General features: G+C 67.3%; 20 protein-coding genes. 7 read left to right on the top strand and 13 right to left on the bottom strand.

Going from position 1 to position 25,314, the window contains the following annotated elements; all coding sequences use genetic code 11:
- Nucleotides 1-8 precede the first annotated feature (8 nt).
- On the top strand, nucleotides 9-3,350 hold the full coding sequence (locus LRS53_RS11040; protein WP_231355903.1) for a PAS domain S-box protein: 3,342 nt from the start codon (nucleotides 9-11) through the stop codon (nucleotides 3,348-3,350).
- Nucleotides 3,351-3,589: 239 nt separating this feature from the next.
- Here the strand turns inward: LRS53_RS11040 and yghX are convergent, their stop codons facing one another.
- Both yghX and LRS53_RS11030 read right to left on the bottom strand, forming a co-directional pair.
- On the bottom strand, nucleotides 3,590-4,480 hold the full coding sequence (gene yghX, locus LRS53_RS11035; protein WP_231355902.1) for a YghX family hydrolase: 891 nt from the start codon (nucleotides 4,478-4,480) through the stop codon (nucleotides 3,590-3,592).
- Nucleotides 4,481-4,642: 162 nt separating this feature from the next.
- A complete protein-coding gene (locus tag LRS53_RS11030; RefSeq protein ID WP_231355901.1) occupies nucleotides 4,643-6,976 on the bottom strand; it encodes a DNA polymerase II in 2,334 nt (777 codons plus the stop codon).
- Nucleotides 6,977-7,185: 209 nt separating this feature from the next.
- On the opposite strand from LRS53_RS11030, the gene LRS53_RS11025 reads away from it, so the two are divergent.
- Complete coding sequence (locus LRS53_RS11025; protein ID WP_231355900.1) at nucleotides 7,186-7,878, top strand: 3'-5' exonuclease; 693 nt, start codon at nucleotides 7,186-7,188, stop codon at nucleotides 7,876-7,878.
- A gap of 94 nt (nucleotides 7,879-7,972) precedes the next feature.
- The gene (locus tag LRS53_RS11020; RefSeq protein WP_231355899.1) at nucleotides 7,973-9,016 is read left to right on the top strand and encodes a zinc-dependent alcohol dehydrogenase family protein; all 1,044 of its coding nucleotides are present in this window, start codon (nucleotides 7,973-7,975) and stop codon (nucleotides 9,014-9,016) included.
- A gap of 4 nt (nucleotides 9,017-9,020) precedes the next feature.
- Here LRS53_RS11020 and LRS53_RS11015 read toward each other — a convergent pair whose 3' ends face one another.
- The gene (locus LRS53_RS11015; protein WP_173149181.1) at nucleotides 9,021-9,512 is read right to left on the bottom strand and encodes a hypothetical protein; all 492 of its coding nucleotides are present in this window, start codon (nucleotides 9,510-9,512) and stop codon (nucleotides 9,021-9,023) included.
- Nucleotides 9,513-9,898: 386 nt separating this feature from the next.
- On the opposite strand from LRS53_RS11015, the gene LRS53_RS11010 reads away from it, so the two are divergent.
- The gene (locus tag LRS53_RS11010; protein ID WP_231355898.1) at nucleotides 9,899-10,918 is read left to right on the top strand and encodes a branched-chain amino acid aminotransferase; all 1,020 of its coding nucleotides are present in this window, start codon (nucleotides 9,899-9,901) and stop codon (nucleotides 10,916-10,918) included.
- Nucleotides 10,919-11,187: 269 nt separating this feature from the next.
- On the opposite strand, the gene LRS53_RS11005 is transcribed toward LRS53_RS11010, so the two are convergent.
- The 3 genes from LRS53_RS11005 to LRS53_RS10995 form a co-directional block, all read right to left on the bottom strand.
- On the bottom strand, nucleotides 11,188-11,751 hold the full coding sequence (locus LRS53_RS11005) for a DedA family protein (protein WP_231355897.1): 564 nt from the start codon (nucleotides 11,749-11,751) through the stop codon (nucleotides 11,188-11,190).
- A gap of 9 nt (nucleotides 11,752-11,760) precedes the next feature.
- Nucleotides 11,761-12,867, bottom strand: coding sequence for a calcium:proton antiporter (locus tag LRS53_RS11000; protein ID WP_231355896.1), 1,107 nt, complete (start codon nucleotides 12,865-12,867; stop codon nucleotides 11,761-11,763).
- Nucleotides 12,868-12,985: 118 nt separating this feature from the next.
- Nucleotides 12,986-14,086: an acyltransferase family protein gene (locus tag LRS53_RS10995; protein ID WP_017638647.1), complete on the bottom strand. Its 1,101-nt coding sequence runs from the start codon at nucleotides 14,084-14,086 to the stop codon at nucleotides 12,986-12,988.
- Between the two features lie 228 nt (nucleotides 14,087-14,314).
- Here LRS53_RS10995 and LRS53_RS10990 point away from each other — a divergent pair, with 228 nt between their 5' ends.
- From LRS53_RS10990 to LRS53_RS10980, 3 genes are all read left to right on the top strand, one after another.
- On the top strand, nucleotides 14,315-15,265 hold the full coding sequence (locus tag LRS53_RS10990; protein ID WP_231355895.1) for an adenosine deaminase: 951 nt from the start codon (nucleotides 14,315-14,317) through the stop codon (nucleotides 15,263-15,265).
- 2 nt (nucleotides 15,266-15,267) lie between these two features.
- Entirely contained in the window at nucleotides 15,268-16,074 is an 807-nt protein-coding gene (gene hisN / locus LRS53_RS10985; RefSeq protein ID WP_017638645.1) for a histidinol-phosphatase, read from the top strand.
- 443 nt (nucleotides 16,075-16,517) lie between these two features.
- Nucleotides 16,518-18,143: an ArnT family glycosyltransferase gene (locus LRS53_RS10980; protein ID WP_231355894.1), complete on the top strand. Its 1,626-nt coding sequence runs from the start codon at nucleotides 16,518-16,520 to the stop codon at nucleotides 18,141-18,143.
- Between the two features lie 213 nt (nucleotides 18,144-18,356).
- Here LRS53_RS10980 and LRS53_RS10975 read toward each other — a convergent pair whose 3' ends face one another.
- From LRS53_RS10975 to LRS53_RS10945, 7 genes are all read right to left on the bottom strand, one after another.
- Nucleotides 18,357-19,049, bottom strand: coding sequence for a cysteine hydrolase family protein (locus tag LRS53_RS10975; protein ID WP_231355893.1), 693 nt, complete (start codon nucleotides 19,047-19,049; stop codon nucleotides 18,357-18,359).
- On the bottom strand, nucleotides 19,046-19,972 hold the full coding sequence (locus LRS53_RS10970) for an ABC transporter permease (RefSeq protein ID WP_184290272.1): 927 nt from the start codon (nucleotides 19,970-19,972) through the stop codon (nucleotides 19,046-19,048). The genes LRS53_RS10975 and LRS53_RS10970 overlap by 4 nt, the downstream gene beginning before the upstream one ends.
- Nucleotides 19,969-21,096 (bottom strand): ABC transporter permease, encoded by a 1,128-nt coding sequence (locus LRS53_RS10965; protein ID WP_231355892.1) that lies wholly within the window; start codon nucleotides 21,094-21,096, stop codon nucleotides 19,969-19,971. The genes LRS53_RS10970 and LRS53_RS10965 overlap by 4 nt, the downstream gene beginning before the upstream one ends.
- Nucleotides 21,089-22,603, bottom strand: a complete 1,515-nt coding sequence (locus LRS53_RS10960) for an ABC transporter ATP-binding protein (RefSeq protein ID WP_231355891.1) — start codon at nucleotides 22,601-22,603, stop codon at nucleotides 21,089-21,091. The genes LRS53_RS10965 and LRS53_RS10960 overlap by 8 nt, the downstream gene beginning before the upstream one ends.
- 76 nt (nucleotides 22,604-22,679) lie before the next feature.
- Entirely contained in the window at nucleotides 22,680-23,771 is a 1,092-nt protein-coding gene (locus tag LRS53_RS10955; RefSeq protein ID WP_231355890.1) for a BMP family ABC transporter substrate-binding protein, read from the bottom strand.
- Between the two features lie 20 nt (nucleotides 23,772-23,791).
- Entirely contained in the window at nucleotides 23,792-24,178 is a 387-nt protein-coding gene (locus tag LRS53_RS10950; protein WP_231355889.1) for a VOC family protein, read from the bottom strand.
- Complete coding sequence (locus LRS53_RS10945) at nucleotides 24,178-25,197, bottom strand: isopenicillin N synthase family dioxygenase (RefSeq protein WP_231355888.1); 1,020 nt, start codon at nucleotides 25,195-25,197, stop codon at nucleotides 24,178-24,180. The genes LRS53_RS10950 and LRS53_RS10945 overlap by 1 nt, the downstream gene beginning before the upstream one ends.
- Nucleotides 25,198-25,314: the final 117 nt, after the last annotated feature.

Here is a 25,314-nt window from a genome sequence, read left to right as displayed (position 1 = left end):
AAGATCCCATGGCTGAATCCGCTCTCTCTCACGCTGAACTCCAGGCCGAAGTACGCCGCCTGCGCGCCGCGCTTGACCAGTGCACCGCGCTGCCGCCCCAGGACGCCCAACGACGCCTGGCAATCTTCGATGGCGCCATCGATTTCGCCATGATCGTGCTCGATCCGGCCGGAGTGATCGCCGACTGGAACAGCGGCGCCGAGCGCCTGCTGGGCTGGACCGCCGCGGAGATTCGCGGTGCACCGGCGGAGCGCTTCTTCACCCCGGAAGACAACCAGAGCGGCCGAGCCGCGCTGGAAATGCGGCTGGCCCTGCAAGACGGCCGTGCCGAGGACGAGCGCTGGCACCTGCGCCGCGACGGCACTCGCTTCTGGGCCAGTGGCGAGATGCATCCGCTGCACGACGACGCCGGCACCCATACCGGCTTCGTCAAGATCCTCCGCGACCGCACGTCCCAGCACCTGGCCGGCGAGGCCCTGCGTGACAGCCAGCGCTACGTGGGCGAGGTACAGCAGCAGCTGGCGGAGAGCGAGCGCTACTGGCGTGGCCTGTTCGAGCAACTGGACGAGGGCTTCATCCTCGGCACCATCCTGCGCGATGACCAGGGCCGCGGCCGGGACTGGCGCTATGACCAGGTCAACCGGGCCTGGTGCGCGCACTTCGGCTTGAGTGCGCAACAGGCGGTCGGCCAGACCGCGCGCAGCCTGTTTCCCGATCTCGAAGACCTCTGGGTGGAAGACTTCACCCGGGTGGTGGATACCGGCCAGTCGTTCAGCTACGTGCGGCAATTCCAGCACAACGGGCGCTGGTACGAAGGCCATGCGCACAAGGCCGGTCCCGACAGCTTTCTGGTGCTGTTCCTGGATGTCACCGAGCGCGAGCAGGCCGCCCAGGCGACCCGCGACGAAGAGCGCTATCGCAGGGCGCTGGCCGAACTCGGTGAAGGCTTCAGCCAGCTGGGCGACATCGAAGCCGTCACCGACCTCGCCTGCGCCACCCTGGGTACCAGCCTGGATGCCCACCTGGTGGGCTATGGCCTGGTGGACGCCGAGGCCGAGACCGTCACCGTGGGGCGCGACTGGACGATCCCGGGCGCCCGCAGCCTGATGGGCACCCTGAACTTCCACGACTACGGCAGCTACAGCGAAGCTTTCAAGCGCGGCGAAACCGTGGTGATCGAGGATGTGCACGCGGACCCGCGCGCCCGTGACAACCTCGCGGCGCTGCAACGCCTGGAGATCCGCGCCCTGGTCAACCTGCCGCTGTTCGAGCACGGCAACCTGGTGGCCCTGCTCTATGTCGGTTCCAGTCAGCCGCGGCGCTGGACGCCGGCCGAGTTGCAATTCATCCGCGAGGTCGCCAATCGCACCCGCTCGGCGACGGCGCGACTGACCGCGGAACGTGCACTGCGCGACAGCGAACTCAATCTGCGCCTGGTGGCCGACACCCTGCCCTGCCTGATCGCCTTCGTCGATCGCGACCTGATCTATCGCTTCGCCAACGTCGAGGCGCCCAAGTGGTTCAAGGATGCGCCGCAGAGCATCCTCGGTCGCAGCATGGCCGAGGTCTTCGCGCCGGAGCTGTTCGCTGCCCGCCGCCCGGCCATCCAGGCCGCCCTGGACGGCACCCCGGCGCGGCTGGATCTGCCCTGGGCCTGGCCGGACGGCCGGCGACGCATCGCCGACATCCACTATCGGCCGCGGCGGGATGGGCGCGGCGCGGTGGACGGCTTCTACGTTTTCGCCCAGGACGTCACCGTCCAGCGCGACGCCCAGGCGCTGATCCAGGCGCAGAATCTCAGCCTCAGCCAGGAAGTCCAGGCGCGCACCGCCGAACGCGACCGGCTCTGGGCGCTCAGCGAGGACCTGCTGCTCACCGCCGACTTCGCCGGGCAGCTGCTGCGGGTGAGTCCGTCCTGGTCGCGCGGCCTGGGCTATTCCGAGGCCGAGTTGCTCAGCCGCCCCTACACCGAACTCATTCACCCCGACGATCTACCGGAGGTGCTGGTAGCGCTGGACGACCTGCGCCGCAGCGGCCTGCCGACCCGGGTTGAGAATCGTGTCCAGGCGGCGAATGGCAGCTGGCGCTGGCTGTCCTGGACGCTGTCGCTAGATACCGATCAGGAGCACGTCACCGGTGCCGGGCGCGATATCACCCGCGAGAAGGACGCCGCGGAGACCCAGGCGCTGCTGGAAGAACAGCTGCGCCAATCACAGAAGATGGAAGCGGTCGGCCAACTCACCGGCGGCCTGGCCCACGACTTCAACAACCTGCTCGCCGGCATCGTCGGCAGTCTGGATCTGCTCACGGTGCGCATCGGCCAGGGTAGGCTGAACAACCTTGAACGCTACACCACCGCTGCCCAGGGCGCCGCCATCCGCGCCGCCGCCCTGACCCACCGGCTGCTGGCCTTTTCCCGCCGGCAGACGCTGGATCCCAAGCCCACCGACGTCAATCGCCTGGTGGCCGGCATGGAAGACCTGATCCGCCGCACGGTGGGTCCGGCGATCCAGATCGAGGTGGTGGCCAGCAGCGAACTCTGGTCGACTCTGGTCGATCCGCCGCAGCTGGAAAATGCCCTGCTCAACCTCTGCATCAATGCCCGCGATGCCATGCCCGAGGGTGGCCGCATCTTCATCGAGACCGCCAATCGGGCGCTGGATGCGCGCATGGCCCGGGTCCGCGACCTGGAGCCGGGCGAATACATCGCCCTCTCGGTGACCGACAACGGCTGCGGCATGCCGCCCGAGGTGATCGCCAAGGCCTTCGACCCCTTCTTCACCACCAAGCCGATCGGCGTGGGTACCGGGCTCGGCCTGTCGATGATCTACGGCTTCGTGCGCCAATCCGGCGGCCAGGCGCGCATCCATTCCCAGGTCGATGAGGGCACCAGCGTCACCCTCTTCCTGCCGCGCCACCGCGAAACGGCAGCGGGTGTGGACCTCATCGCCAGCCAACCGGCGCTGCCACGCCAGGGTCACGGCGAGACGGTGCTGGTGGTGGATGACGAACCCACGGTACGGATGCTGGTGGTGGAGGTGCTGGAAGAACTGGGCTACGCCGCCCTGGAAGCGGCGGATGCCAGCTCCGGGTTGCGACTGCTGGAATCCGATGTGCGCATCGACCTGCTGATCAGCGACGTCGGCCTGCCCGGCGGCATGAACGGCCGGCAGATGGTCGACGCCGCCCGCCAGCGCCGCCCCGGTCTCAAGGTACTGTTCATCACCGGCTACGCGGAGAACGCGGTGGTCGGCAACGGCCATCTGGAGCCCGGCATGCACGTGATGACCAAGCCCTTCGCCATGGACGCCCTGGCGGTGCGCATCCGTGATCTGATCGAGGGGACCTGACTCCGTAGGTTGGCGCTGAGCGCAGCGAAGCCCAACGGTGCCGAGGTGCAGCCGGGGGCCTGTTGGGCTCGACGATGAAGCCGTCTCAGCCCAACCTACGTCGGTAGCCACCACGGTCCGGCCTCTCGCGTAGGTTGGCGCTGAGCGCAGCGAAGCCAACACCGCCTCCCGCCCAACCAGTCGCGACGGTGGAAAACGCTACGGCATGGGATCCCGGCACCCGGGATAGCCCAGAGCGCTCAGGCCAGGTAACGCCCGAACCAGTCCAGGGTGCGCTGCCAGGCCAGCTGGGCAGCCGCCTCGTCATAGCGCGGGGTGGAGTCGTTGTGGAAGCCGTGGTTGGTGCCGGCATAGCGCTGCACCTCGTAGGTCTTGCCGTCCGCCTTGAGCGCCGCTTCATAGGCGGCGGCTCCCTCGTTGATGCGCGGATCGTTTTCGGCGTAGTGGATCAGCAGCGGCGCCTTGATCGCCGCCACCTCCTCGGCGCGCGGTTGACGTCCATAGAAGGGCACCGCCGCGGCCAGCTCGGGATAGGCCACGGCGGCCGCGTTGGCGACGCCACCGCCATAGCAGAAGCCGGTGATACCGACCTTGCCGGTGCTGAATTCGTGGCTCATCAAGGTTTCCACGGCGGCGAAGAAGTCGTTCATCAGCTTGGCCGGATCGACCTGCTGCTGCAACTCACGGCCCTTGTCGTCGTTGCCGGGATAGCCGCCCATGGACGTCAGGCCGTCCGGTGCCAGGGCCAGATAGCCCGCCTTGGCCAGGCGCCGGGCCACGTCTTCGATATAGGGATTGAGGCCACGATTCTCGTGGGCCACCACCACCGCCGGCACCTTGCCGCTGGCCTTGGCCGGCCGCACCAGATAGCCACGCACCCGCCCATGGCCCTTGGGCGAGGGGTAATAGACGTACTCGGCGACGATGTCCGGGTCGGTGAACTCCACCTGGCTGGCCAGGGCATAGTTGGGGCTCAGCGCCGCCAGCACGCCGGTGGCCGACAGCCCCAGCACCGCGGCACAGGCCCCGGCGCGGTCGAGGAAGTCGCGGCGGCTGATGCGACCATGGACATAGAAGTCATAGAGTTCGAGCAGTTCGGGCGAGAAATCCTGGGCGGTGAGGCGGGTCATCGCGGCGCTCCTCTGGCGGGAAAGGGGACCGCCAGCCCAGCTGGGTAGGCGCCCCGGTGGCCCCAGAGTGTGCCGCGAATCGTCTGACTATGCCATGGCCTACCGCGGGCGCCGCGCAGGGCGTGCAGCTCGGCGATCAGCGCTTCGAAACGACCGACCTGTTCAGAACAACCCCATCTGCCGATCCAGCAACCGGTCGAAGCGGTCGCCGACGAAGGGCAGGATGGCGTCGGCCACCGGGGCCAACTGGCGCTCTACATAGTGATCGTAGTCGGGTGGTGCATGGGGCAGCTCGACCGGCTCGGCGCCGGCGGTGGTGATCAGGTAGCTGATCCAGCCGCCGCGGCGAAAGCGACTGCGACGTCCCAGCCGGGCGTTTTCCGCCTCCAGCAGGCGCGCCGCGCGCACCTGGGGCGAGAGATTGCTCTGGTACTCCTCCAGCGGTCGCCGCAGGCGCTTGCGATAGACCAGCAGGTCGTCGAGGTCGCCGGCGCGGGTGCGGGCGACGAAGTCGCGCACGTAGTCCTCATGGGGCTCACCGGTGAAGATCAGCAGGTACAGCTCGCGCTGAAAGCGCTGGGCCAGCGGCGACCAGTCGCTGCGTACCGTTTCAAGGCCCTTGAACACCAGTTCCGGCTGGCCGTCGGCACCGGGTCTGAGGCCGGCGTATCGCTTCTTGCTGCCCTCTTCCGCGCCACGAATGGTGGGCATGAGAAAGCGGGAAAAATGGGTCTCGTACTGCAGCTCCAGATGGCTTTCCAGCCCCAGCTCCGCCTGTAGCCGCTCGCGCCAGTGGGCGTTGACCGCCGCCACCAGCTCGCGACCGATACGCTCAGCCTCGGCCTCCTCATGGGCAGCCCCGAGCCAGACGAAGGTGGAGTCGGTGTCGCCATAGATCACCCGATGACCACGCGCCTCGATCAGCTCGCGGGTCTGGTGCATCACGGCGTGGCCACGCAGGGTGATGGACGAGGCCAGGCGGTGATCGAAGAAACGGCAGTGCGGCGTGCCCAGCACGCCATAGAAGCTGTTCATGATGATCTTCAGCGCCTGGGCCAGGGGCGCGTTGCCCGCGCGCTTGGCGGCATCGCGCCCCTCCCAGACCCGCGCCACCATCTCCGGCAGGCAGTGCCGGGTGCGGTGGAAGCGCGCGCCGCGAAAGCCCGGCACCGTCTCGTCCTCGGGCAGCGCCAGACCCTCCACCAGCCCTACCGGATCAATGAGAAAGGTGCGGATCAGCGAGGGATAGAGACTCTTGTAGTCCAGCACCAGCACCGAGTCGTAGAGCCCGGGTCGGGAATCCATGACGAAGCCACCGGGGCTGGCCTCGGGCGGCTGGGCACCGAGATTGGGCGCGACGAAGCCCTGGCGGTGCATCAACGGCAGATAGAGGTGGTAGAAGGCGGCGATGGAGGCGCCATGGCGCTCCAGCGGCAGGCCGGTGACGCTGGCCCGTTCCAGCAGGAAGCGCAGCAGCTCGGTCTTGGCGAAGATGCGGGTGACCAGCTCGCAGTCCACCAGGTTGTAGCGCGCCAGGGCGCTCTTCTCGCCCGCGAACATGCGATTGATCGAGGCCATGCGGTCGTGGGGATTGTCGATGGCCTTGCCTTCGCCCAGCAGGGTACGGCTGACGTTCTCCAGGCTGTAGGAGGGAAATACCCAGGTCGCCGACTTGAGTGCCTCCACCCCGTCGATGATCGGCCGCCCGGCCAGCAGCGCCTGGAAGGGCCGGCCCTGGCCGCCGGGTTCGTAGTGATCGTCCTCGGGGGCGCCACGGCCCAGGTGCAGGGGCGCGCACAGCTTGCGCGCGTGTTCGTGGAGCACGCGGATATCGAACTGCAGCACGCTCCAGCCGATGATGACGTCGGGATCGTGGCGCGCCAGCCAGGCATTGAGGCGTTCGAGCAGGGTAGCGCGGTCGGCGACGTATTCCAGGTCGAAGTCCACCGCCGCATCCTCCCCGGTGGGCGGGCCGAGCATGTACACCTGGCGCTGGCCGCAGCCATGCAGGCCGATGCTGTAGAGCTCGCCGCGCTCGCTGGTCTCGATGTCCAGCGACAGGGTGCGCAGCGAGGGGCGATAGTCGGGATCGGGCCGCAGTGGCCCGCCGTCTGCCGTGGGCAGCGTCACCGGCGCGGTGATGAAGCGCTCCATGAGAAAGCGATCCGCCGGGGCGATGTCCGTCTCGTAGACCTCGATGCCGGCGGCGGGGAGGCGCTGCTCCAGTTCGCGCAGGGTGCGATAGCGCGGCGCATAGAGCCCCAGGACGGGGCGCCGCTGGAAGTCCTGCAGCGCCAATTCGCGGATCTCCACCCCGGCCGGCAGCAGGCGCTCGATGTCCGCCCGTCGCGCGGCCGGGGCGAAGGCCACGGCCTGTTGCGCCGGCACCCGCAGCTGGCGCGGACCGCTGTCGGTGGCGAACCAGAACACCAGTTCCATCCCGGTGGAAGTCTCGCGCCAGAGGCGTGTCAGCAAGAAACCCTGGACGGCGGCCAAAGCAGCAGCGCTCCTCGACATGGATGAAGGCCCATTCTCGCAAGGCCAGACCGCGCGGGCGACCCCGGCGCGCCGGGTGGTCCGCTCGTCGCTCCCGCCGAACGGCCTGTGTCCTGTGGCGATGATCTTGCATCGAATGCCCACACCCGTCGTAGAGCCGATTCCCCAGCTCTTGGGCGCACCCTTGGTTTCAGCTGTCAGGCCGTGTCATGAATTCCTTGTCGTCGTCTTTTTCCACCGCTGCCCTCACCGGCTACAACGCCCAGCAAATGCGGGTGCGCGAGCAGGCGCGTCGCTGGCTGGAGCAGGACGTGCTGGTGCTGGATACCGAGGCGACCGGTCTGGGGGAAGAGGCCCAGCTGATCGAGGTGGCGGTGATGACCCTCGGTGGCCGGGTGCTGCTCGATACCCTGGTGCGCCCCAGCATCGCCGTGCCGCGCGAGGCGACCCTGATCCACGGCCTGACCGATGCCCACCTGAGCCAGGCGCCCTCCTTTCCCGAGGTGTTCGCCCAGCTCTGGCCGCTGCTGCAGGGCCGCACCGTGCTGGCCTATGGCATGGCCTTCGACTATCGCCTGCTCGGGCACGATGCCCAGCTCCATGGACTGGCACTGCCGCCGGAACTGGAGCGGGAGACGCCGCCGGTGCAACTGGTGGATGGCACCCGCCTGCACTGCCTGATGCAGCTCTATGCCCAGTTCTGGCAGGAGCCGAGTCTGGACAGCCGCAGCCAGGACGGCTGGCGCCGCAAATCCCTGGCCATGGCCGCTCGCCAGCAGGGCGTCGCCGTGCAGGAAACCCACCGCGCCCTGCCCGACTGCCGCCTCAAGGCCGCCCTGGTGCAGGCGCTGGGCGAGGACGCGCCGGCTACCTGGAGCGGGCTGCAGGCCCTGGCAGGCTAGCCGAGCGGCAGTCCGCCGGCCGCACCGGCAAGCAGACAGGCTAGATTCGCGCGGCTTGCCATACTGGAGGTCTCATCCCACCCGAGGCCCCGCCATGAAAGCCGTCGTCTACGAAGCCTTTTCCGCGCCACCCTGCCTGTGCACGGTGCCGGACCCTACCCCCGAGCCGCACGGCGTGGTGCTCAAGGTCATGGCCACCGGCGTCTGCCGTAGCGACTGGCACGGCTGGGTCGGCCATGACACCGACATCGAACTGCCCCATGTGCCGGGCCACGAACTGGCCGGGGTGGTCGAGGCGGTAGGCAAGGACGTCAGGAGGTGGCGGGTCGGCGACCGGGTGACGGTGCCGTTCGTCGGTGGCTGCGGCGCCTGTCCACAGTGCCACGCCGGCCACCAGCAGGTCTGCGACCATCAGTTCCAGCCCGGCTTCACCCACTGGGGCTCCTTCGCCCAGTACGTCGGCATCCACCAGGCCGATCTCAACCTGATCGGCCTGCCCGAGCAGCTGGACTTCGCCACGGCGGCGAGCCTGGGCTGTCGCTTCGTGACATCCTTTCGCGCCGTGGTCGACCAGGGCAAGGTCAGCGCCGGCCAGTGGGTAGCGGTGCACGGCTGTGGGGGCGTAGGGCTCTCGGCGATCATGATCGCCAGCGCCCTGGGCGCCCAGGTGGTGGCCATCGACATCACCGCCAGCAAGCTGGCCCTGGCCCGCAGCCTCGGGGCCGTGGCCACCCTCGATGCTACCCAGGTGGCCAGCGTGCCCGAGGCGGTGCAAGAGATCACCGGCGGCGGTGCCCACGTCTCTCTCGACGCCCTGGGCCATCCCACTACCTGCTTCAATTCCATCGCCAGCCTGCGCAAGCGCGGCAAGCACGTTCAGGTCGGGTTGCTGCTGGGCGACCAGGCGACGCCGGCGCTGCCGATGAATCTGGTGATCGCCAAGGAGCTGGAAATCCTTGGCAGCCACGGCATGCAGGCCCATCGCTATGACGTGCTGATGGCCATGCTGCGCCAGGGCACCCTGGCACCGGAGCGGTTGATCGGCCGCGAGATCAGCCTGGCCGAGTCCAGCGAGGCCCTGATGCACATGGACAGGTTCGAAGGTACCGGGGTGACCGTCATCACCCGCTTCGACTAGCCCGCTAGCCGGACTCCGCCGCCTGCAACACCCAGCGCAGCCCCTGCAGGTCCTCGGCGGACAGGGTTGCGCGCAGGCGGCAGAGGCGATAATTGACCCGGGTATTCATGGCCACCCATTCCAGGTCCTGGCGGCTGGGCTGGCCGATGAAATACTCGCCGTAGCGCTCGTCCAGCCCGGCCATGCGGTACTGGCCCTTGAGTGGCAGGTAGAGCTGGCCGTTCATTTCCCAGCGACTGGCACTGCAGCCGTGGAAGCGCACCTTATCGCCAAAGGTGGACAGCTGGGTGCGGAAATCGGTAGTGGCATTGCCGGCGCTGGTCTTGAACTGGCTGGCGATCACGCTGAAGACGATCCCATCGGTCGAGGGCGCCCCGCGCCATTCGATGACCCGGCGATTGAGCGCCGTGTCGAACTTGTCGGTGAAGATGCCGGCGGCCTGCGCCGTGAGCGTTGGCAGGGTCAGGGCACCCAGCAACGCCATCATTGTTTTCAAAACAGACTCCTGGTGGCGACCCGCACACCCAGCCTGAAGCAACAGGCAGAGGCGGCAAAGGGCCAGCTTCAGTCTTTGGAGATCCGATTGGCTGAAAGGTGCCCCCAGAGGTCCGGATAAGCGGTATCTTTCACAGTCTAGGCTCTGTACGAAAAGTGCCTGCGCTCGGTGATGCTGCGTTAAAAATCAGCTCGGAATGCTCATTTACCACTCGTAAACTCCGCTTCCTCGCTGATTTTTGCCTTGCCTGACCTTCGCTCGGCGACTTTTCATACAGAACCTAGCGACGAGCCCGCCTCGTCCACTCCTTTTAACCGTCGCCGGTGAGGCGTACGGCCCGACCACGAAACGACCGGCCAAACCGCCGGAGAGCACTGCGAGGATCTATGAGCGCTGCGGACATCGATTGGAAGACCCTCGGTTTCGACTACATCAAGACCGACTTCCGCTATATCGCCACCTATCGCAACGGCAGCTGGCAACCCGGCGAGCTGACTCGCGACAACCAGTTGCACATCAGCGAAGGCTCCACGGCCATCCACTACGGCCAGCAGTGCTTCGAAGGCCTCAAGGCCTATCGCTGTCAGGACGGCTCCATCAACCTGTTCCGCCCCGACCGCAATGCCGCGCGCATGCACAAGAGCTGCGCCCGCCTGCTGATGCCGCCGGTCCCCACCGAGATGTTCATCGATGCCTGCCAGCAGGTGGTCAAGGCCAACGAGGCCTGGATCCCGCCCCACGGCACCGGCGGCGCCTTCTACCTAAGACCCTTCGTCATCGGCGTGGGTGACAACATCGGCGTGCGCACCGCCCCCGAATTCCACTTCGTGGTATTCGGCATCCCGGTCGGCGCCTACTTCAAGGGCGGCATGACCCCGCACAACTTCGTCATCTCCGGCTACGACCGCGCCGCGCCCCAGGGCACCGGTGCCGCCAAGGTCGGCGGCAACTACGCCGCCAGCCTGATGCCCGGCGCCCAGGCCAAGGCCGAAGGCTTCGCCGACTGCATCTATCTGGATCCCCTGACCCATCGCAAGATCGAGGAAGTCGGCTCGGCCAACTTCTTCGCCATCACGGGCGACGGCAAGTTCGTCACCCCGCGCTCCGAATCCGTGCTGCCGGGCGTGACCCGCATGTCGCTGATGGAACTGGCCCGCGAGCGGCTGAACTTGGAAGTGGTGGAGGGCGACGTCCATATCGACCAGCTCGACCAGTTCGTCGAAGCCGGCGCCTGCGGCACCGCGGCGGTCATTACCCCCATTGGCGGCATCCAGTACGGCGAGAAGCTGCACGTCTTCCACAGCCTGACCGACGTCGGCCCGGTGACGCGCAAGCTGTACGAGGAATTGACCGGCATCCAGACCGGCGACAAGCCGGCGCCGGAGGGTTGGATCGTCAAGGTCTGACTTGGGTTGGTTTAGTGTGAAGAAGGCGCCTCAGGGCGCCTTTTTCGTTTGGGTAAACCGGATTGATGCCATTGCTGCTGCCCTGGCTGTTTATCGAGCGATCTGCCGAAACTCGTTTCGCCTCGCTGGCGACTCACCTATCGCGGCCATGGGCCGCTCCTACAGGATGACCAGCTGCCGTAGGAGCGGCCCATGGCCGCGATTCCAGCGAGGCTCAGGCCTACGCACCGTTGGGCTTCGCTCCGCTCAACCCAACCTACAAAGCCCTCCTACACCCCCTCCCGCCGCCGCAACACGGCGCGGGCGCCGATGAACAGCACCACCACGCAGATCGCCGCCGCGATCAACCAGTGCGTCGACACATGATGCTCGGCGAAGAAGTCCCGCAGGATCTCCCCCACCGCATAACCGATGCCGGTCATGACGAAGCCCCACAGCAGGGCGCCGATGATGTTGAAGAACAGGAACCGCCGCGGCCGCACGCCGCTGGCACCGATCAGCAGCGGGCCGATCAGGCGGAAGCCATAGGCGAAGCGGATACCGATGATCCACAACGCTTCGTGGCGATGGATGCGGCTGCGCAGCCAGTCGATGCGCGCCTGCTGGCGTTTGAAGCGGCCGAGGATGCGGTCGCCATAGCGACGGCCGAGATAGAACAGCGTCTGATCGCCGATGAAGCCGCCCAGGGCCACGCACAGCGCCGTGAGCGGAAACAGCAGGTAGCCGTGGCGCGCGGCGATGCCATCCAGGATGGCGACGCCGTCGCCTTCCACCAGAGCACCCAAAACCGCCGCGCCGTAGCCGTAGTTGCTGATGACCTCGCTGTCGATCATGGCACCGCCCTAGAGACCGAGGATGGTCAGCATGATGAAGGTACCGAACAGCACGAAGTGGGTCATGCCCTCGATGGCGTTGGTTTCGCCATCGTTGAGGTTGATGGCGGCGACGATCAGGGTCACGGCCATCATCACCGTCTGCACCGGCGTCATGGCCATCTGGATCGGCTGGCCGTTGTACAGGGCGATGGCCTCCACCACCGGTACGGTGAGGATCACCGTGGACAGGCTGGCGCCCAGGGCGATGTTGATCACCGACTGCATGCGATTGGCCATGGCCGCGCGCAGGGCGGTGAGGATCTCGGGGCTGGCGGAGATCACCGCCACCACCAGCGCCGGGACCAGGGCCGGTACGGCCAGGCCTTCCAGGCCGGTGTCCAGCGACTTGGACATCACCTCGGCCAGGGCCCCGGTGGCGACGATGCCGACGATCAGCATGGCGATGGACAGGGTGGCGCTGCTTTCACCATGGCCGGCGGTGGCGGCTTCGCCCTCGACCGCCGGGCGCTTGCGCTTCTTGTCCGGGTAGTTGTAGCTGAAGAAATAACTGTGCGGACCGGTCTGCATGCGCAGGAACAGGGTATAGAGCAGCGCCATGGCGCCGATGGTGAAGAAGGAATAAACGTGCCACTGGGCCGAGGGAATGAATTCCGGTACCAGCATGGAGATGCTCACCGCGGTGATGATCATCACCCCGTAGCTGCGGCTGGAGTCATCGTTGTAGGCCTGCTCGCCGTGCTTGAGGCCCCCGAGCAGCGCAGTCAGGCCGATGATGCCGTTCATGTCCAGCATCACTGCGGCATAGATGGTGTCGCGGGCCAGGGTCGGCGAGTGGTCGTGGCTCATCATGATCGCCAGGATGATCACCTCCACCAGCACGGCGGAAAGGGTCAGGATCATGGTGCCATAGGGATCGCCGACCTTTTCCGCCAGCAGTTCGGCGTGATGGGCCACGCGCATGGCCGCGCAGATGATGGCGGCGATCAACCCGCCGGCCGCGATCAGCGCCAGGGTCTGGCCACCGCCGAGCAGGGCGTGTTCGAACACATAGGCCAGCACCGTGGCACCGATGGCGACCAGCAGCAGGGTTTCGTCTTTGAGGGCGGCGAGCATGGAAAGGGGCGTCCTTGGTTGAGCAATGCCTTGTTACGACCGCCCTGGAGGGCAAAAGGCTCGCATCCTGTTACACCCCGGCGCTGGCCACCCAGGCTACCGCCGCCTGACAGGCCGCTCAGCCAACCCGAGCACGCGGTGCCAGGCGCTTCCACACGGCCTTGGTGCCGGTCGCGCAGGCCTGGCGATAGCCCAGGGCATGGCGTTCCACCAGGAACCAGGACACCACCGCCAGCGGCAGGGTGATGCCGATGGAGAGCAGCACCATGGTCCAGGCCTCGATGCCGGGGATCACCGCCGCCAGGGTCTGCTGCACGGGAAAGGAGTAGATGTAGAGGCCGTAGGAATAGTCACCCACCTCGTTGAAGGCACGGATGCGGCCGGCCGGCACGAAGGCGAGATAGAGCAGCACATAGCCCAGCGTCAGGTTGTAGACCAGGTAGAAGCTGTCGCGGTCGGGCATCGCCACCGCCAGCAGCGCCACGGCGGCGACGAAGGCCGCCCGCGACAGGGGGATATAGCCACGCAGCACATAGAAGGCACCGCCCAGGAAGAACATCTGGAACAGCCGCAGCAGGTGCGATTCGCTGGCGAAGAAATAGTAGGCGAACAGCTTGAACAGCGCCGCACCCACGGCGAACAGCAGGATGGCGCGCTGGAAGTGACGACTGTCCAGCCGCAGCCAGAGCACGAACAACCAGAGCAGCGCCAAAGCGCCGTACATGCCCACCTCGAAAGGCAGCGTCCACAGCGAGCCATTGACGATGGTCTGCAAGGGATTGCCCTCGAACAGCCCGGGCAGGTCGAATTCGGCGCCAGCGATCAGGCCGGTGTTCTTGAACAGATAGAACCAGGTCTGGGGATCGCTCAGGTAATCCTGCAAGGGTGCCCGGGTCAGCCAGGCACCCAGGCCCAGCACCGTCAGCACCAGCATCACCAGCAGTCCCGGTACCACGCGCAAGGCGCGGCCCCAGACGAAGTCGATGATGTCGGCGCGGCTGAGCAGACTCTTGGTGACCAGAAAGCCGCTGGTGATGAAGAAGATGTCGACCGCGATGTCGCCCAGGGTCATGCCCAGGCTCTCGCGTCCCGGTTCCGCCGTGGCCGTGCCACTGGAGATAGCGAAGCTGTGACTGAAGACCACGGCGAGCGCCGCGATCATGCGAATCAGATTGAGATTGTTGTTCTTGCCGCCAACGTAATCCTGAACGGTCTGCACGGATACCTCACGCCTGGTGTTTGGAGCCATGCGTCCCGATTGTAGTCAGATCCAGACCCAATGCAGGCGTTATGGCCCTTTGCTGGCCCAAAGCGTGGAACGCTGGGAATTTCTGACCGCCCAAACCACCGTACATCGGTCAGCGGGAACCCGGATGCCTGCGGAAAACCCGGCAAAGCGTGCGACAATCGTCCATCTTTTTCTGATTCAAGCTATCCCGAGGCTCCCATGTACGACTGGCTCAATGCCCTGCCCAAGGCCGAACTGCACCTGCACCTGGAAGGCACCCTGGAGCCCGAGTTGCTGTTCAAGCTAGCCGAGCGCCATGGCGTCGCCCTGCCCTGGGGTGATGTCGAAGCCCTGCGCGCCGCCTACAACTTCGGCAACCTGCAGGAATTCCTCGACCTCTACTACGCCGGCGCCGACGTGCTGCGCACCGAGCAGGACTTCTACGACCTGACCTGGGCCTATCTGCAGAAGTGCAAGGAACAGAATGTCATCCACACCGAGCCCTTCTTCGATCCCCAGACCCACACCGATCGCGGCATTCCCTTCGAAGTGGTGGTACGTGGCATCACCCAGGCGCTGAGCGACGGCGAGCGGCAGCTGGGCGTGACCAGCGGGCTGATCCTGAGCTTCCTGCGTCACCTCTCCGAAGACGCCGCCCAGGCCACCCTGAACCAGGCGCTGCCGTTTCGCGACCACTTCGTCGCCGTCGGCCTGGACAGCTCGGAAAAGGGTCATCCGCCGAGCAAGTTCAAGCGCGTCTTCGCCCGTGCCCGCGCCGAGGGTTTCCCGGCCGTGGCCCATGCTGGCGAGGAAGGCCCGCCGGAGTACATCTGGGAAGCCCTGGACCAGCTCGGCGTGGTGCGGATCGACCATGGCGTGCGCGCCTTCGAGGACGAGCGCCTGATGGATCGCCTGGTCGACCAGCAGATCCCGCTCACCGTGTGTCCGCTGTCCAACACCAAACTCTGCGTGTTCGACGACATGAGCCAGCACACCATCCTCAAGATGCTCGACCGCGGCCTCAAGGTCACCGTCAACTCGGACGATCCAGCCTACTTCGGTGGCTACGTCACCGAGAACTTCATGGCCCTGCACGAAGGCCTGGGCATGACCCAGGCACAGGCCCAGCGCCTGGCACAGAACAGCCTCGACGCCCGCCTGGTGAAATGAGCATGAGCCTGACCGCTGCCGAGATCTCCTACTACGAACGCTTCGCCGAGCGCCTGGCCGACGCCGCCGCCGTGGCCATCCAGCCCTACTTCCGCGCCCAGCTGGCAGTGGACGACAAGGGCGATGCCGCCATCGCCGGCCGCCGCTACGACCCGGTGACCATCGCCGACAAGGCCGCCGAACGGGCCATGCGCGAACTCATCCAGGCCGAGCACCCGGATCACGGCATCCTCGGCGAGGAAGAGGAAAACGTCGCCGGCAGCAGTCCCCTGAGCTGGGTGCTCGACCCCATCGACGGCACCCGTGCCTTCATCACCGGCCTGCCGCTGTGGGGCACCCTGGTGGCGCTCAACGACGGCAACCGTCCGGTGATCGGGGTGATGAACCAGCCCTTCACCGGCGAGCGCTACCTGGGCACCCCGGCCGGCGCCTGGCGCAACGGCGCGGCCCTGCGCACCCGCGCTTGCGCCAGTCTGGCCCAGGCCCGGTTGATGTGCACCAGCCGCGACATCTTCGACACCCCCGAACGCCTGGCGGCCTTCGACGCCGTGGCCGCCGAGGTGCAGCTGGCCCGCTTCGGCGGCGACTGCTACGCCTACTGCATGCTGGCCTCGGGCTTCGTCGACGTCATCATCGAGGCGGGCCTGCAGCCCTACGACGTCCAGGCGCTGATCCCCATCATCGAAGGCGCCGGCGGCCGCATGACCGCCTGGGATGGCGGCGATGCCCAGCAGGGCGGCGCCATCCTCGCCTGCGGTGATCCGGCGCTGCATGCGCAGTTGGTGGAAAGGCTCAAGCACCTGGCCTAGGACGCCCACTTTCGTAGGTTGGCGCTGAGCGCAGCGAAGCCCAACATTACAGTTCGTCCAGCCTGGCTTATCGGCGCTCTGGCTGCTTGTCGAGGTTTGGGGGAGAGGCTGTTCGAGACAAGAACCACCAGCAGCCCTCTGTAACCCGCCAGGGCCCTATAGCTAACCCTCAGCAATCGCGGCCATGGGCCGCTCCTACAGGTTCGGACTAGACCTGTAGGAGCGGCCCATGGCCGCGATTGGCAGTGCTCCATTTTCCGTAGGAACAGCAATATCGGCGGACAATCAGTCAGCCCCGCCGTACCCATGCACGTTGCCTCGGGCAACCTCTTAAGCCCCCTCTAAGCCAACTCCCGTATACCGGCAGGATTCCGCCAAGAGTCCCTGCCGTGCTCCCCTCTTCTTCCCCTGCCTCCCCAAAAGCCGCACAGCTGGAGCGGGCCTTGCTGCTCGGCTGCCTGGCCGCCTACCTGCTCGCCGGACTGTTCGGCCGTGGGCTGTGGAAGGCCGACGAGCCCTATTCCTTCGGCATGGTGTGGAATTTCCTCACCACCCCGGACTGGCTGACTCCTCGCATCGGTACCGCGCCCTTCATGGAAAAGCCGCCGCTGATGTACTGGACCGGTGCCCTGGCCGCGCGGTTGTCCGCGCCCTGGTTGAGCGCGCCCGACGGTGCGCGGCTGGCGGTGCTGGGCTGGATGCTGGTGACCCTGGCCGCGCTCGTCTGGCTGACCGGGCGGCTGCTGCCCGGCCGCCAGCGCGAGGCCGTGCTCGCGCTGCTGGGCATGCTCGGGGTGGTGCAGCACAGTCATCTGCTGATCGCCGACGTGCCTCAGCTGGCCGGCGCCACCCTGGGCCTCGCCGGGCTGGCCGCGCACCTGCACGACAACCGCCACTCCTGGCGCCAGGGCCTGCTGTTCGGCAGCGGCCTGGGTATCGCCTTCATGAGCAAGGGCCTGCTGGTGCCCGGGGTGCTGGGCCTCACCGGACTGCTCTGCGCGCTCTGCTGGCCGCGGCGGCTGGTCGAGCCGGAAGGGCGTCACTGGCTGCTCGCCGCCAGCCTGGCCGCCCTGCCCTGGCTGCTGGTCTGGCCGGCGCTGCTCTGGCACCGGGCGCCGGAGCTGTTCCATACCTGGCTGTGGATCAACAACATCGGCCGGTTCTTCGGCCTGGAGGTGCGCAACAGCGATACCGATGGCCTGGCTTCCAGCCTGGCGGATCTGCTGGCGCTGTCCTTTCCTACCGGGTTGATCCTGCTCGGCGCCACGCTCTGGCAGCTGTATCGCCGTGGCGGCAGCCCGCTGAAGCGCCTGGGTCGGCATCCAGGACTGGCTACGGTGGTGCTCTATGCCATCGTCTGCCTGGCGGTGCTGCTCAAGTCGGCGGTGTTCCGCAGCCTCTATCTGCTGCCGCTGTTTCCGGCCCTGGCGCTGCTTGCCGCGCGCCTGCAGCCTCCGCCCGTACTCGCTGCCCTTGGGCGCACCCTCGGGCTGGCCTTCTGGACGCCGATCATCGCCTTGCTGGCTCTGGGCGGTTTCGGCCTGGCGCTGGGCTGGCCGCTGCCCTGGCCAGCGCTGGTCCGGGACCATCTGCCGCTCACTGAACGGCTGCCGGTAGGCCTGCTGGCCTGGATCCTCGCCGCGTTGGCGCTGCTCGGCTGGGGACTGGCGCTAGGGCTGCACAGACGCCTGGCATCCAGCAGTCTCTGGTTCGTCGGCCTCACCGTGAGCTGGAGTCTGGCCAACAGCCTCTGGCTACCCTGGGTCGACCTGGGCAACAGCTATGCACGGCCCTTCACCGCACTGCAGCGGGTGCTCCCCGCTACGGATTGCGTGGCCAGCTACGGTCTGGGCGAGTCGGAGCGTTCCATGCTGCACGTCTACAGTGGCTATCCCCCGCAGGAGCTGAGCGGTCTGCACCAGGTGCCGTGCCGGGTGCTGGTGGTGCAGGACGAGTGGCACGAAGCCGTAGCGGTACCGCCAGGCTGGCAGCTGCTCTGGCAGGGCGCACGGCCCGGCAATCTCAAGGAGCGCTTCCGTGCCTTCATGGTGTCGCCCCAGGTGCCCTGAGACGTTGGGCTTCGCTGACGCTCAACCCAACCTACGGTAGCTGCAGCTCCCACGTAGGTTGGGTTGAGACGGCTCCATCGTCGAAGCCCAACACGCGGGATCTGGCCTTGGGCACCGTTGGGCTTCGCTGCGCTCAGCGCCAACCTACAAGAAACCAATGCCCTTGTAGGTTGGGTTGAGACGGCTCCATCGCCGAAGCCCAACGGACCGCGGTCAGGAGCCGCCGCCAGCACCCCAGGCCGCGAGCAGATCCCGGGATTCCATCACCAGCCCCAGGTGCAGGGAGACCATGCTCAGCGCCGCCCGCTCCAGGCTTTCATCGGTTCCCCGCACCAGGTCGCGCAGGACGATCACCCTGTAGGTGCGGTTGCTGGCGTCGAAGGCGGTGTTGAGCACGCAGCAGTCGGTGAAGCCGCCATCCAGCACCACGGTGGTGATGCGCTGGTTGCGCAGCAGGAAGTCCAGGTCGGTGGGATAGAAGGCCGACAGCCGCCGTTTGTTTTCCACCCGCAGGTCTTCGGGCAGGACCTCGGTGAGCAGCTCGGTCCAGGGCGAGCCTTCCAGGGCATGGGCGTCGGCATTGGGAATCGGCCCAACGTGCAGCGGAAAGGTCCGCCGCCAGGCCGCAGGAATACCGCCCAGGTCATCGGCGCCATTGGTGCGCAGCACCGATTTCACATGGACGATGCGCACGCCCAGGGCGCGGGCCTGGCGGTGGAAGGCGTCCACCGGCGCCACCAGGTCATGGGCGCGGGGCGCCGGGCAGGGGCACTCCGGCGAGGCGTCCAGGTGGCCGCGGTGCAGGTCGATGGACAGCACCGCCGTGGTGCTTGGGTCCAGGTAATCGGCGAAGTCCGCCCGCGCCAGCAGGCGCGGCTCTTCATAGACGAAAGCACGCAGGTTCATCGGCGTTCCTCACGAACATAGGCTTCGCCCAGGGCGCCGGGCTGGCTCAGGCGGTCACGCCCGGCCAGGGCGACCCAGATCATCACGCCCAGGGTGACGGCATAGGGCGCCATCAGGATGAAGTATTGCGACAGCCGCACCCCGGCGGCGGCCAGCTGCGGAATCAACGCCTCGATGCAGCCGAACAGCAGTGCCCCGGCCAGGGCGCGCCAGGGCGACCAGCGGGCGAAGATCACCAGCGCCACGGCGATCCAGCCGCGGCCGCCGGTCATCTCGGCGATCCACAGCTTGGTGCTGAGCACGGCGATGTAGCCGCCGGCGAGACCCACCAGCGCCGCGCCGGCGAGGATCGCCAGCAACCGGTAGCCGGCCACCGAGAGACCCGCCGCATCGGCCGCCTGGGGATTCTCGCCCACCGCCCGCAGGCGCAGGCCGGGGGTGGTGCGTTCGAGCCAGGCGATCACCGCGAAGAAGATCAGCGGGGTCAGGTAGACCAGCAGGTTCTGCTGGAACAGCCGCCCCACCAGCGGCAGATCGGACAGCGGCCAGAGTGCCAGCGCCGGCAGGCCGGCCACCGGCTGGTTGGTCCAGCCCCAGAGAGTACCGAGCAGGCCGGTGAGGCCCTGGCAAAAGAACACCAGGGTCAGGCCGGCGATCACCTGGTTGATGCGCAGCCAGATCACCATCACCGCGAACAGCAACGAGACCAGCGCCGCCGCGCCCATGGCCGCCAGCAGCGCCAGGCCGGCATTGCCTAGGGCCAGTTGCGCGCCGATGCCGAACAGCGCGCCGACCAGCATCAAGCCCTCGGCATGCAGGGCCAGCACCCCGGATCTTTCTGTGAGGATCAGCCCCAGCGCTGCCAGGGCGTAGGGTATGGCGAAGTCGGGGACGTTACCCAGCCAGCTGGCGAGCAGGTTCAAGCGGCACCTCCCTGGCTGCGTCTGAGCCGATGGCGGATGAAGAAATCCGAAGAGGCCACGCAGATGACGATCAGCGCCTGGATCAGCTGCACCATGGCGAAGGGGATCTGGTAGAACACCTGCAGATTGCGCCCGGCGACGAACAGGGTCGCCACGAGGAAGGCCACCACGGCGGCGGCCAGGGGGTTGTTGCGCGCCAGGAAGGCGATGAGGATCCCGGAGAAGCCATAGCCCTGGTAGAAGGATTGGGTCAACCGCCCCTCCTGCCCGGCCGCCACCACGAAACCGGCCAACCCGGCCAGGGCGCCGGAGGCCAGCACCGTGGCAAGAATGGTGGCGCGCACCGGCACGCCGACGGCGCCGGCCACCCGCGGATTGGCGTCGACGAATCTCAGGTAGAGCCCGGCCCGGCTAAGGGCGACGAGCCACCAGGCCAGCACCGCCACCAGCAGCGCCAGGGGCACCGCCAGACTCAGCCCGGGCAACAACTCCGGCAGCCGTTCGAAGGGGCGGAACAGCGGCGAATAGGGAAAGGCGTCGCGCGGGTCCTTCCAGGGACCGAACACCAGGTGCAGCAGGAAGTTGGCGGCGATGTAGTTGAGCATCAGCGAGGCGATGATCTCGTTGACCGCCAGGCGCAGCTTGAGCAGCAGGGGCGCCAGCGCCCAGAGCAGGCCGCCGAGCAGCGCCGCCACCAGCATCAGCGGCAGGCGCAGGGCTTCCGGGCCGATCTCGAACAGCGACACTGCCGTGGCGCCGAGGGCGCCCCAGATCATCTGGCCTTCCAGCCCCAGGTTCCAGAAGCGCGCGCGAAAGGCCAGGCAGCCGGCCAGACCGACCAGGATCACCGGCGCGGCCTGAAACAGGGTGGCCTGCAGACTCTGGGCATCGAACAGGGTGGCGACCACGAATTCGTTGAGCAACTCGCCGGCCGGCACCCCGGCCAGCACCAGGATGGCGGCCGACAGCCCCAGGCCGACCAGCAACGCCAGGCCGAGGATCAGCGCCTGCCAGGGCCAGGCCAACTGCTGGCGGATCTCCAGGGTATAGCGCCGGCTCAACAGCGGTTGCCGTGGTCGCGGGCCATCGACCTGGGAAAGCGGAGCACTCAGGGGTTCAAGCATGATTCACCATGGCATGGCCGATCGCCTGGCGATCGGCGGGTCGCTGGAATTCGGCGACGAGGCGTCCAGCGCTCATCACTCCGATGCGATCGGCGAGGGCCAGCACCTCGTCCAGGTCTTCGCTGATCAACAACACCGCGGCGCCGGCCTCGCGGGCGGCCAGCAGGCGCGCCTGTACCTCGGCGCCGGCGCGCACGTCGAGGCCACGACTGGGGCTGTGGGCCAGCACCAGCCGCGGTTCGCGGCCGAATTCCCGGGCGATCACCAGCTTCTGGGCATTGCCGCCGGAGAGCAGCGCCGCCTTCTGCCGCACCGAGCGCACGCCCTGGACATCGAATTGCGTGACCGCCGCCTGGGTCGCCTCTTCCTGGGCGCGGCGATCCAGGCGGGCGAAGCCACCGAAGCGACCGGCATGCACCGCGCCGATGGCGAAGTTGTCGGCCACCGACAGGGACCCGGCCAGGGCGCTGCCATAGCGGTCGGCGGGAATGGCGGCGATGCGCAGATCGCGGCGTCGGGCGCTGGCGGCCGCGGCCAGATCGCCGAAGCCCTCCAGGCGCACCTCGCCTTCGCAGGGCTGCGGCAGGCCCATCAGCACGTCGGCCAGCTCGCCCTGGCCGTTGCCGCCAACCCCGGCGATGCCATAGATCTCCCCAGCGCGCAGCTCCAGGTCGATGCCATCCAGGGCGCGGCGCCCGCCACGTTCCGGGGTGCGCAGGCCGCGTACAGTCAGCAGCGGTGCCCCGGCAGCACGTCGCGGGGTGTCGGCGAGCGGCTGGGCGTCACCCACGGTGAGACGCACCAGTTCGTCCACCGACACCTCGGCGGGGTCCAGGCTGCGCAGAGTGCGACCGCCGCGCATCACCGTGAGGCGGTCGGCGTAGGTCAGGGCGTCCTGCATGCGATGGGTCACCAGCACCACCGCTGCGCCCTCCGCTGCCAGGGCGCGCAGGGTCTGCAACAGCCGCTCGCCTTCGCCATCGGTAAGTACCGCGGTGGGTTCGTCGAGGATGAGGATGCGCGCCCCGGCCAGCAGCACCTTGAGGATTTCCACCCGCTGCTGCTCGGCGATGGACAGTTCCGCCACCCGCTGCTCCGGGCGGATGGCGAAGCCCAGCGCGGCCGCCTGCTGGCGGATACGCTCGCTGATCTCGGCCAGGCGCCGGCGATGACTACCCTGCCCCGCCGGCAGGCCGAGCAGGACGTTCTCGGCGACGCTGAAGGGGCGTACCAGCTTGAAGTGCTGGTGGACCATGCCGATGCGCAGCCGAGCGGCGTCCGCCGGACCGCGCAGCCGCACCGGGTTGTCGTCCACCAGCAGTTCGCCGGTCTCCGGCGCATAGAGGCCGGCGGCGATGTTCATCAGCGTCGACTTGCCCGCGCCATTCTCGCCGAGCAGCGCATGCACCTCGCCCCAGCGCACCAGGAAATCCGCTTGCTGCAGCGCCTGGAAGCCATCGAAGGTCTTGCCGACGCCGCGCAGTTGCAGGGCGTTGTGTCTTTTCATGCTGGTCGGCCTTTGTCCAAGGATCGCCTCCGTGGAAAACGCTGCGCGGTTTTCCACCCTACCCAGGGGTGAACCGCTACTTCTGCGTCGTCACGCCCTGGACGAACCAGTCCATCTGCCACAGCGCCGGGTCGGACAGCACCTGGCCGGCGGGGACGCGCTCCTTGCCGTCGCGATCATTCAGGGGACCGGCGTAGATCTGCTTGCCCTTGAGCAGGGCTTCGCGCTCGGCGAGGATCTTCTCCTGGGCCGCCTTGGGCACGGCATCGCCGAAGCCGGCGATGTCGGTGCCGCCGTCGGCCATGGACACCAGGACACCGTTGGGTGCGGGTTTCCAGTGGCCGGCGATGACGCGCTTGAGCTCCGGCACCAGGAAGCGATCCCAGACCCACACCGAGGAGCAGAGGGTGGCCTTGGGCGCGAATTGGCGCATGTCACGGTGGTGGCCGGTGCCATAGACGCCACGCTCCTGGGCGACGATCTGCGGCGTGGGGGTGTCCACGTGCTGGCCGATGACGTCGGCGCCCTGGTCGATCAGCGCAGCGGCCGCGGCGCGTTCCTTGACCGGATCGTTCCAGCTGCCGGTGTAGATCACCGTGAGGGTGGCGTTGGGATTCATCTGCCGGGCGCCCAGCTCGTAGGCGTTGATGGTCCAGTTCACCACGCCGAAGGGATTGGCGGCGACGAAGCCCAGCTTGCCGGTCTTGGAGGCAGCGCCCGCAGCCATGCCGCAGAGGTACTGGCTCTCGTAGGTACGGCCGTAGAAGGACTCCAGGTTGCGGCCGTTAGTGGTGCCGGAGGCGTTGAGGAAGGCCACCTCGGGATACTGCTCGGCCAGTTGCTTGAAGGTGTCGGAATAGCCGAAGGCGGTGCCGATGACGATGTTGGCGCCGCGCTTGATGAAGCGCTCGGCCGCCGGGCGGATGGCCGAGGCGGTCTCCGGCACGTTTTCCACGAACTGGATCTTCAGGCCCAGTTCCTTCTCGATCTTGACCCGCGCCTCGTCCATGGCCTGGGTCCAGCCGCCGTCGTTCTTGGCGGTGAAATACAGCATGGCGATCTTCGGCTCGCCCTTGAGGGTAAAGCCCTCGTCGTCCGCCCGCGCCACGCTGGCCAGTCCCACCAGCGCTAGCACACACGCCACTCTTCCCAGCCATCTGCTCAGCATCGTCTCGTCCTTAGTCTGGTCTACAGCATGTGGTTGATACGGAACACGTTGCCTTCCGGGTCCAGCAGCACGGCCTGGTACCAGTGGTAATAGGTTTCGTAGGGCGCCTTTAGCAGGCGGGCGCCAGCGGCCTCGGCCACCGGCACCAGCCGGTCCACCTCGGCGCGGCTGTCCACTTCCAGGTTGAGCAGGAAGCGGCAGCCCTCACTGCCGGCGAATTCGCCCAGCCCCAGCAGCTCATAGGCCTCCGGCGCGTTGAAGCCGATGGCGGTCTTGCCGGTGTCCAGGCCGCGAAAGATCGGCGAGCGGATCGCCTCGATCTCGGGAAAAGCGAACACCCGCTGGTAGAAGCCGCTCAGGGCCATCACGTCCTGGGCGAAGACGTTGACGTAGGAAAGACTCGGCATCAGGCCACCCGCACGCCGGTCTGGGTCCCGCCGAAGGTGGTCTGCTTGACGAACTTGGATCTCAGGTGGTCGCCCGAGGTGATGGGCGCATGGCGCGGCGGCGTGCCGGGCGTGGCGCAACCGGGCAGGCATTCGATGAGGGTGTCGTAGTTGGGCTGGTGGAAGAACACCAGGGACTGGCGGCGGGTGTCGCAACCGGCATCCGCCGGTGGATTCACCACCCGGTGCAGGGTCGAGACCCAGCGGTCGTTGGTCCATTGCATCATCAGGTCGCCGATGTTGACCACGAAGCTGCCCGGCACCTTGGGTACGTCCACCCACTCGCCGTCGGCATTGCGCACCTGCAGGCCGCCAGGGGCGTCGTCGGGACGGACGATGGTCAGGCTGCCGTAGTCGGTATGGGCCCCCGCGCGCAACTGGCCAGGCAGCGCCGCCGCCTGCTGGTGGGGATAGCAGAGGGTGCGGAACATGCTGATGTGGCGATCGATGCGGTTGTCGAAGTAGGTCTCCGGCAAGTCCAGCCCCAGGGCGAAGAGGCGCATCAGGGTGCGCGCCAGGTCGCTCATGGCGGCGAAGTACTCGGCATAGGCCTCGCGAAAGCCGGGGATGGTCGTGGGCCAGACATTGGGGGCGAAGTGCGGCCCGGCTTCAGGGCCGCGGTAATAGGCCGTGGCCGGAACATCCAGCGGTCCGATGGAAAAGGACTCCTTGAGATCCCCCGGCGCCGCCTCTTCCAGGCTGTAGGACAGGCTTTCCTCGGCCACCGCGCTGTAGCCGCGCACCTGATCCGGGCGCGGTCGATCGGCCTTGCGTTTCTCCACCAGCGGCAGGTCGAAGAAGGCCCGTGACAGGCGCGAGACGCGCTCGACCAGTTCTTCGGGCACCTGATGGTGGGTGATGACCAGAAAGCCGATATCGCGGCAGGCCTGGTCGACGGCCTTGGCCACCGCCTGCTTGCCGGCGGTCGAGCCTGCGAAATAGGGGGCCAGATCGATGATGGGAACACTGGACAGCGGCATGACGGACCTCACGAGTGGGACGAAAGGAGACAGCGCGACGCACGTTCACCGGGCAGGACGGCAGCAGGAAAATTGCAACCGCTGTGCCAGCTTTGGACCACTTGGTAAAAAATATAA

Origin of the sequence: Pseudomonas sp. PLB05 (assembly GCF_021106615.1) — a bacterium.
Taxonomy (GTDB): domain Bacteria; phylum Pseudomonadota; class Gammaproteobacteria; order Pseudomonadales; family Pseudomonadaceae; genus Chryseomonas; species Chryseomonas benzopyrenica.
This window is presented reverse-complemented; position numbering and strand designations above follow the sequence as displayed.

Coding starts and splice junctions, on each gene's coding strand:
- LRS53_RS11025 (WP_231355900.1), top strand. CDS start 7,186: ATGAATTCCTTGTCGTCGTCTTTTTCCACCGCTGCCCTCACCGGCTAC.
- LRS53_RS10950 (WP_231355889.1), bottom strand. CDS start 24,178: ATGCCGAGTCTTTCCTACGTCAACGTCTTCGCCCAGGACGTGATGGCC.
- LRS53_RS11010 (WP_231355898.1), top strand. CDS start 9,899: ATGAGCGCTGCGGACATCGATTGGAAGACCCTCGGTTTCGACTACATC.
- yghX (WP_231355902.1), bottom strand. CDS start 4,480: ATGACCCGCCTCACCGCCCAGGATTTCTCGCCCGAACTGCTCGAACTC.
- LRS53_RS11000 (WP_231355896.1), bottom strand. CDS start 12,867: ATGCTCGCCGCCCTCAAAGACGAAACCCTGCTGCTGGTCGCCATCGGT.
- LRS53_RS11040 (WP_231355903.1), top strand. CDS start 9: ATGGCTGAATCCGCTCTCTCTCACGCTGAACTCCAGGCCGAAGTACGC.
- LRS53_RS11020 (WP_231355899.1), top strand. CDS start 7,973: ATGAAAGCCGTCGTCTACGAAGCCTTTTCCGCGCCACCCTGCCTGTGC.
- LRS53_RS10955 (WP_231355890.1), bottom strand. CDS start 23,771: ATGCTGAGCAGATGGCTGGGAAGAGTGGCGTGTGTGCTAGCGCTGGTG.
- LRS53_RS10960 (WP_231355891.1), bottom strand. CDS start 22,603: ATGAAAAGACACAACGCCCTGCAACTGCGCGGCGTCGGCAAGACCTTC.
- LRS53_RS10990 (WP_231355895.1), top strand. CDS start 14,315: ATGTACGACTGGCTCAATGCCCTGCCCAAGGCCGAACTGCACCTGCAC.
- hisN (WP_017638645.1), top strand. CDS start 15,268: ATGAGCCTGACCGCTGCCGAGATCTCCTACTACGAACGCTTCGCCGAG.
- LRS53_RS10945 (WP_231355888.1), bottom strand. CDS start 25,197: ATGCCGCTGTCCAGTGTTCCCATCATCGATCTGGCCCCCTATTTCGCA.
- LRS53_RS10965 (WP_231355892.1), bottom strand. CDS start 21,096: ATGCTTGAACCCCTGAGTGCTCCGCTTTCCCAGGTCGATGGCCCGCGA.
- LRS53_RS10975 (WP_231355893.1), bottom strand. CDS start 19,049: ATGAACCTGCGTGCTTTCGTCTATGAAGAGCCGCGCCTGCTGGCGCGG.
- LRS53_RS11005 (WP_231355897.1), bottom strand. CDS start 11,751: ATGATCGACAGCGAGGTCATCAGCAACTACGGCTACGGCGCGGCGGTT.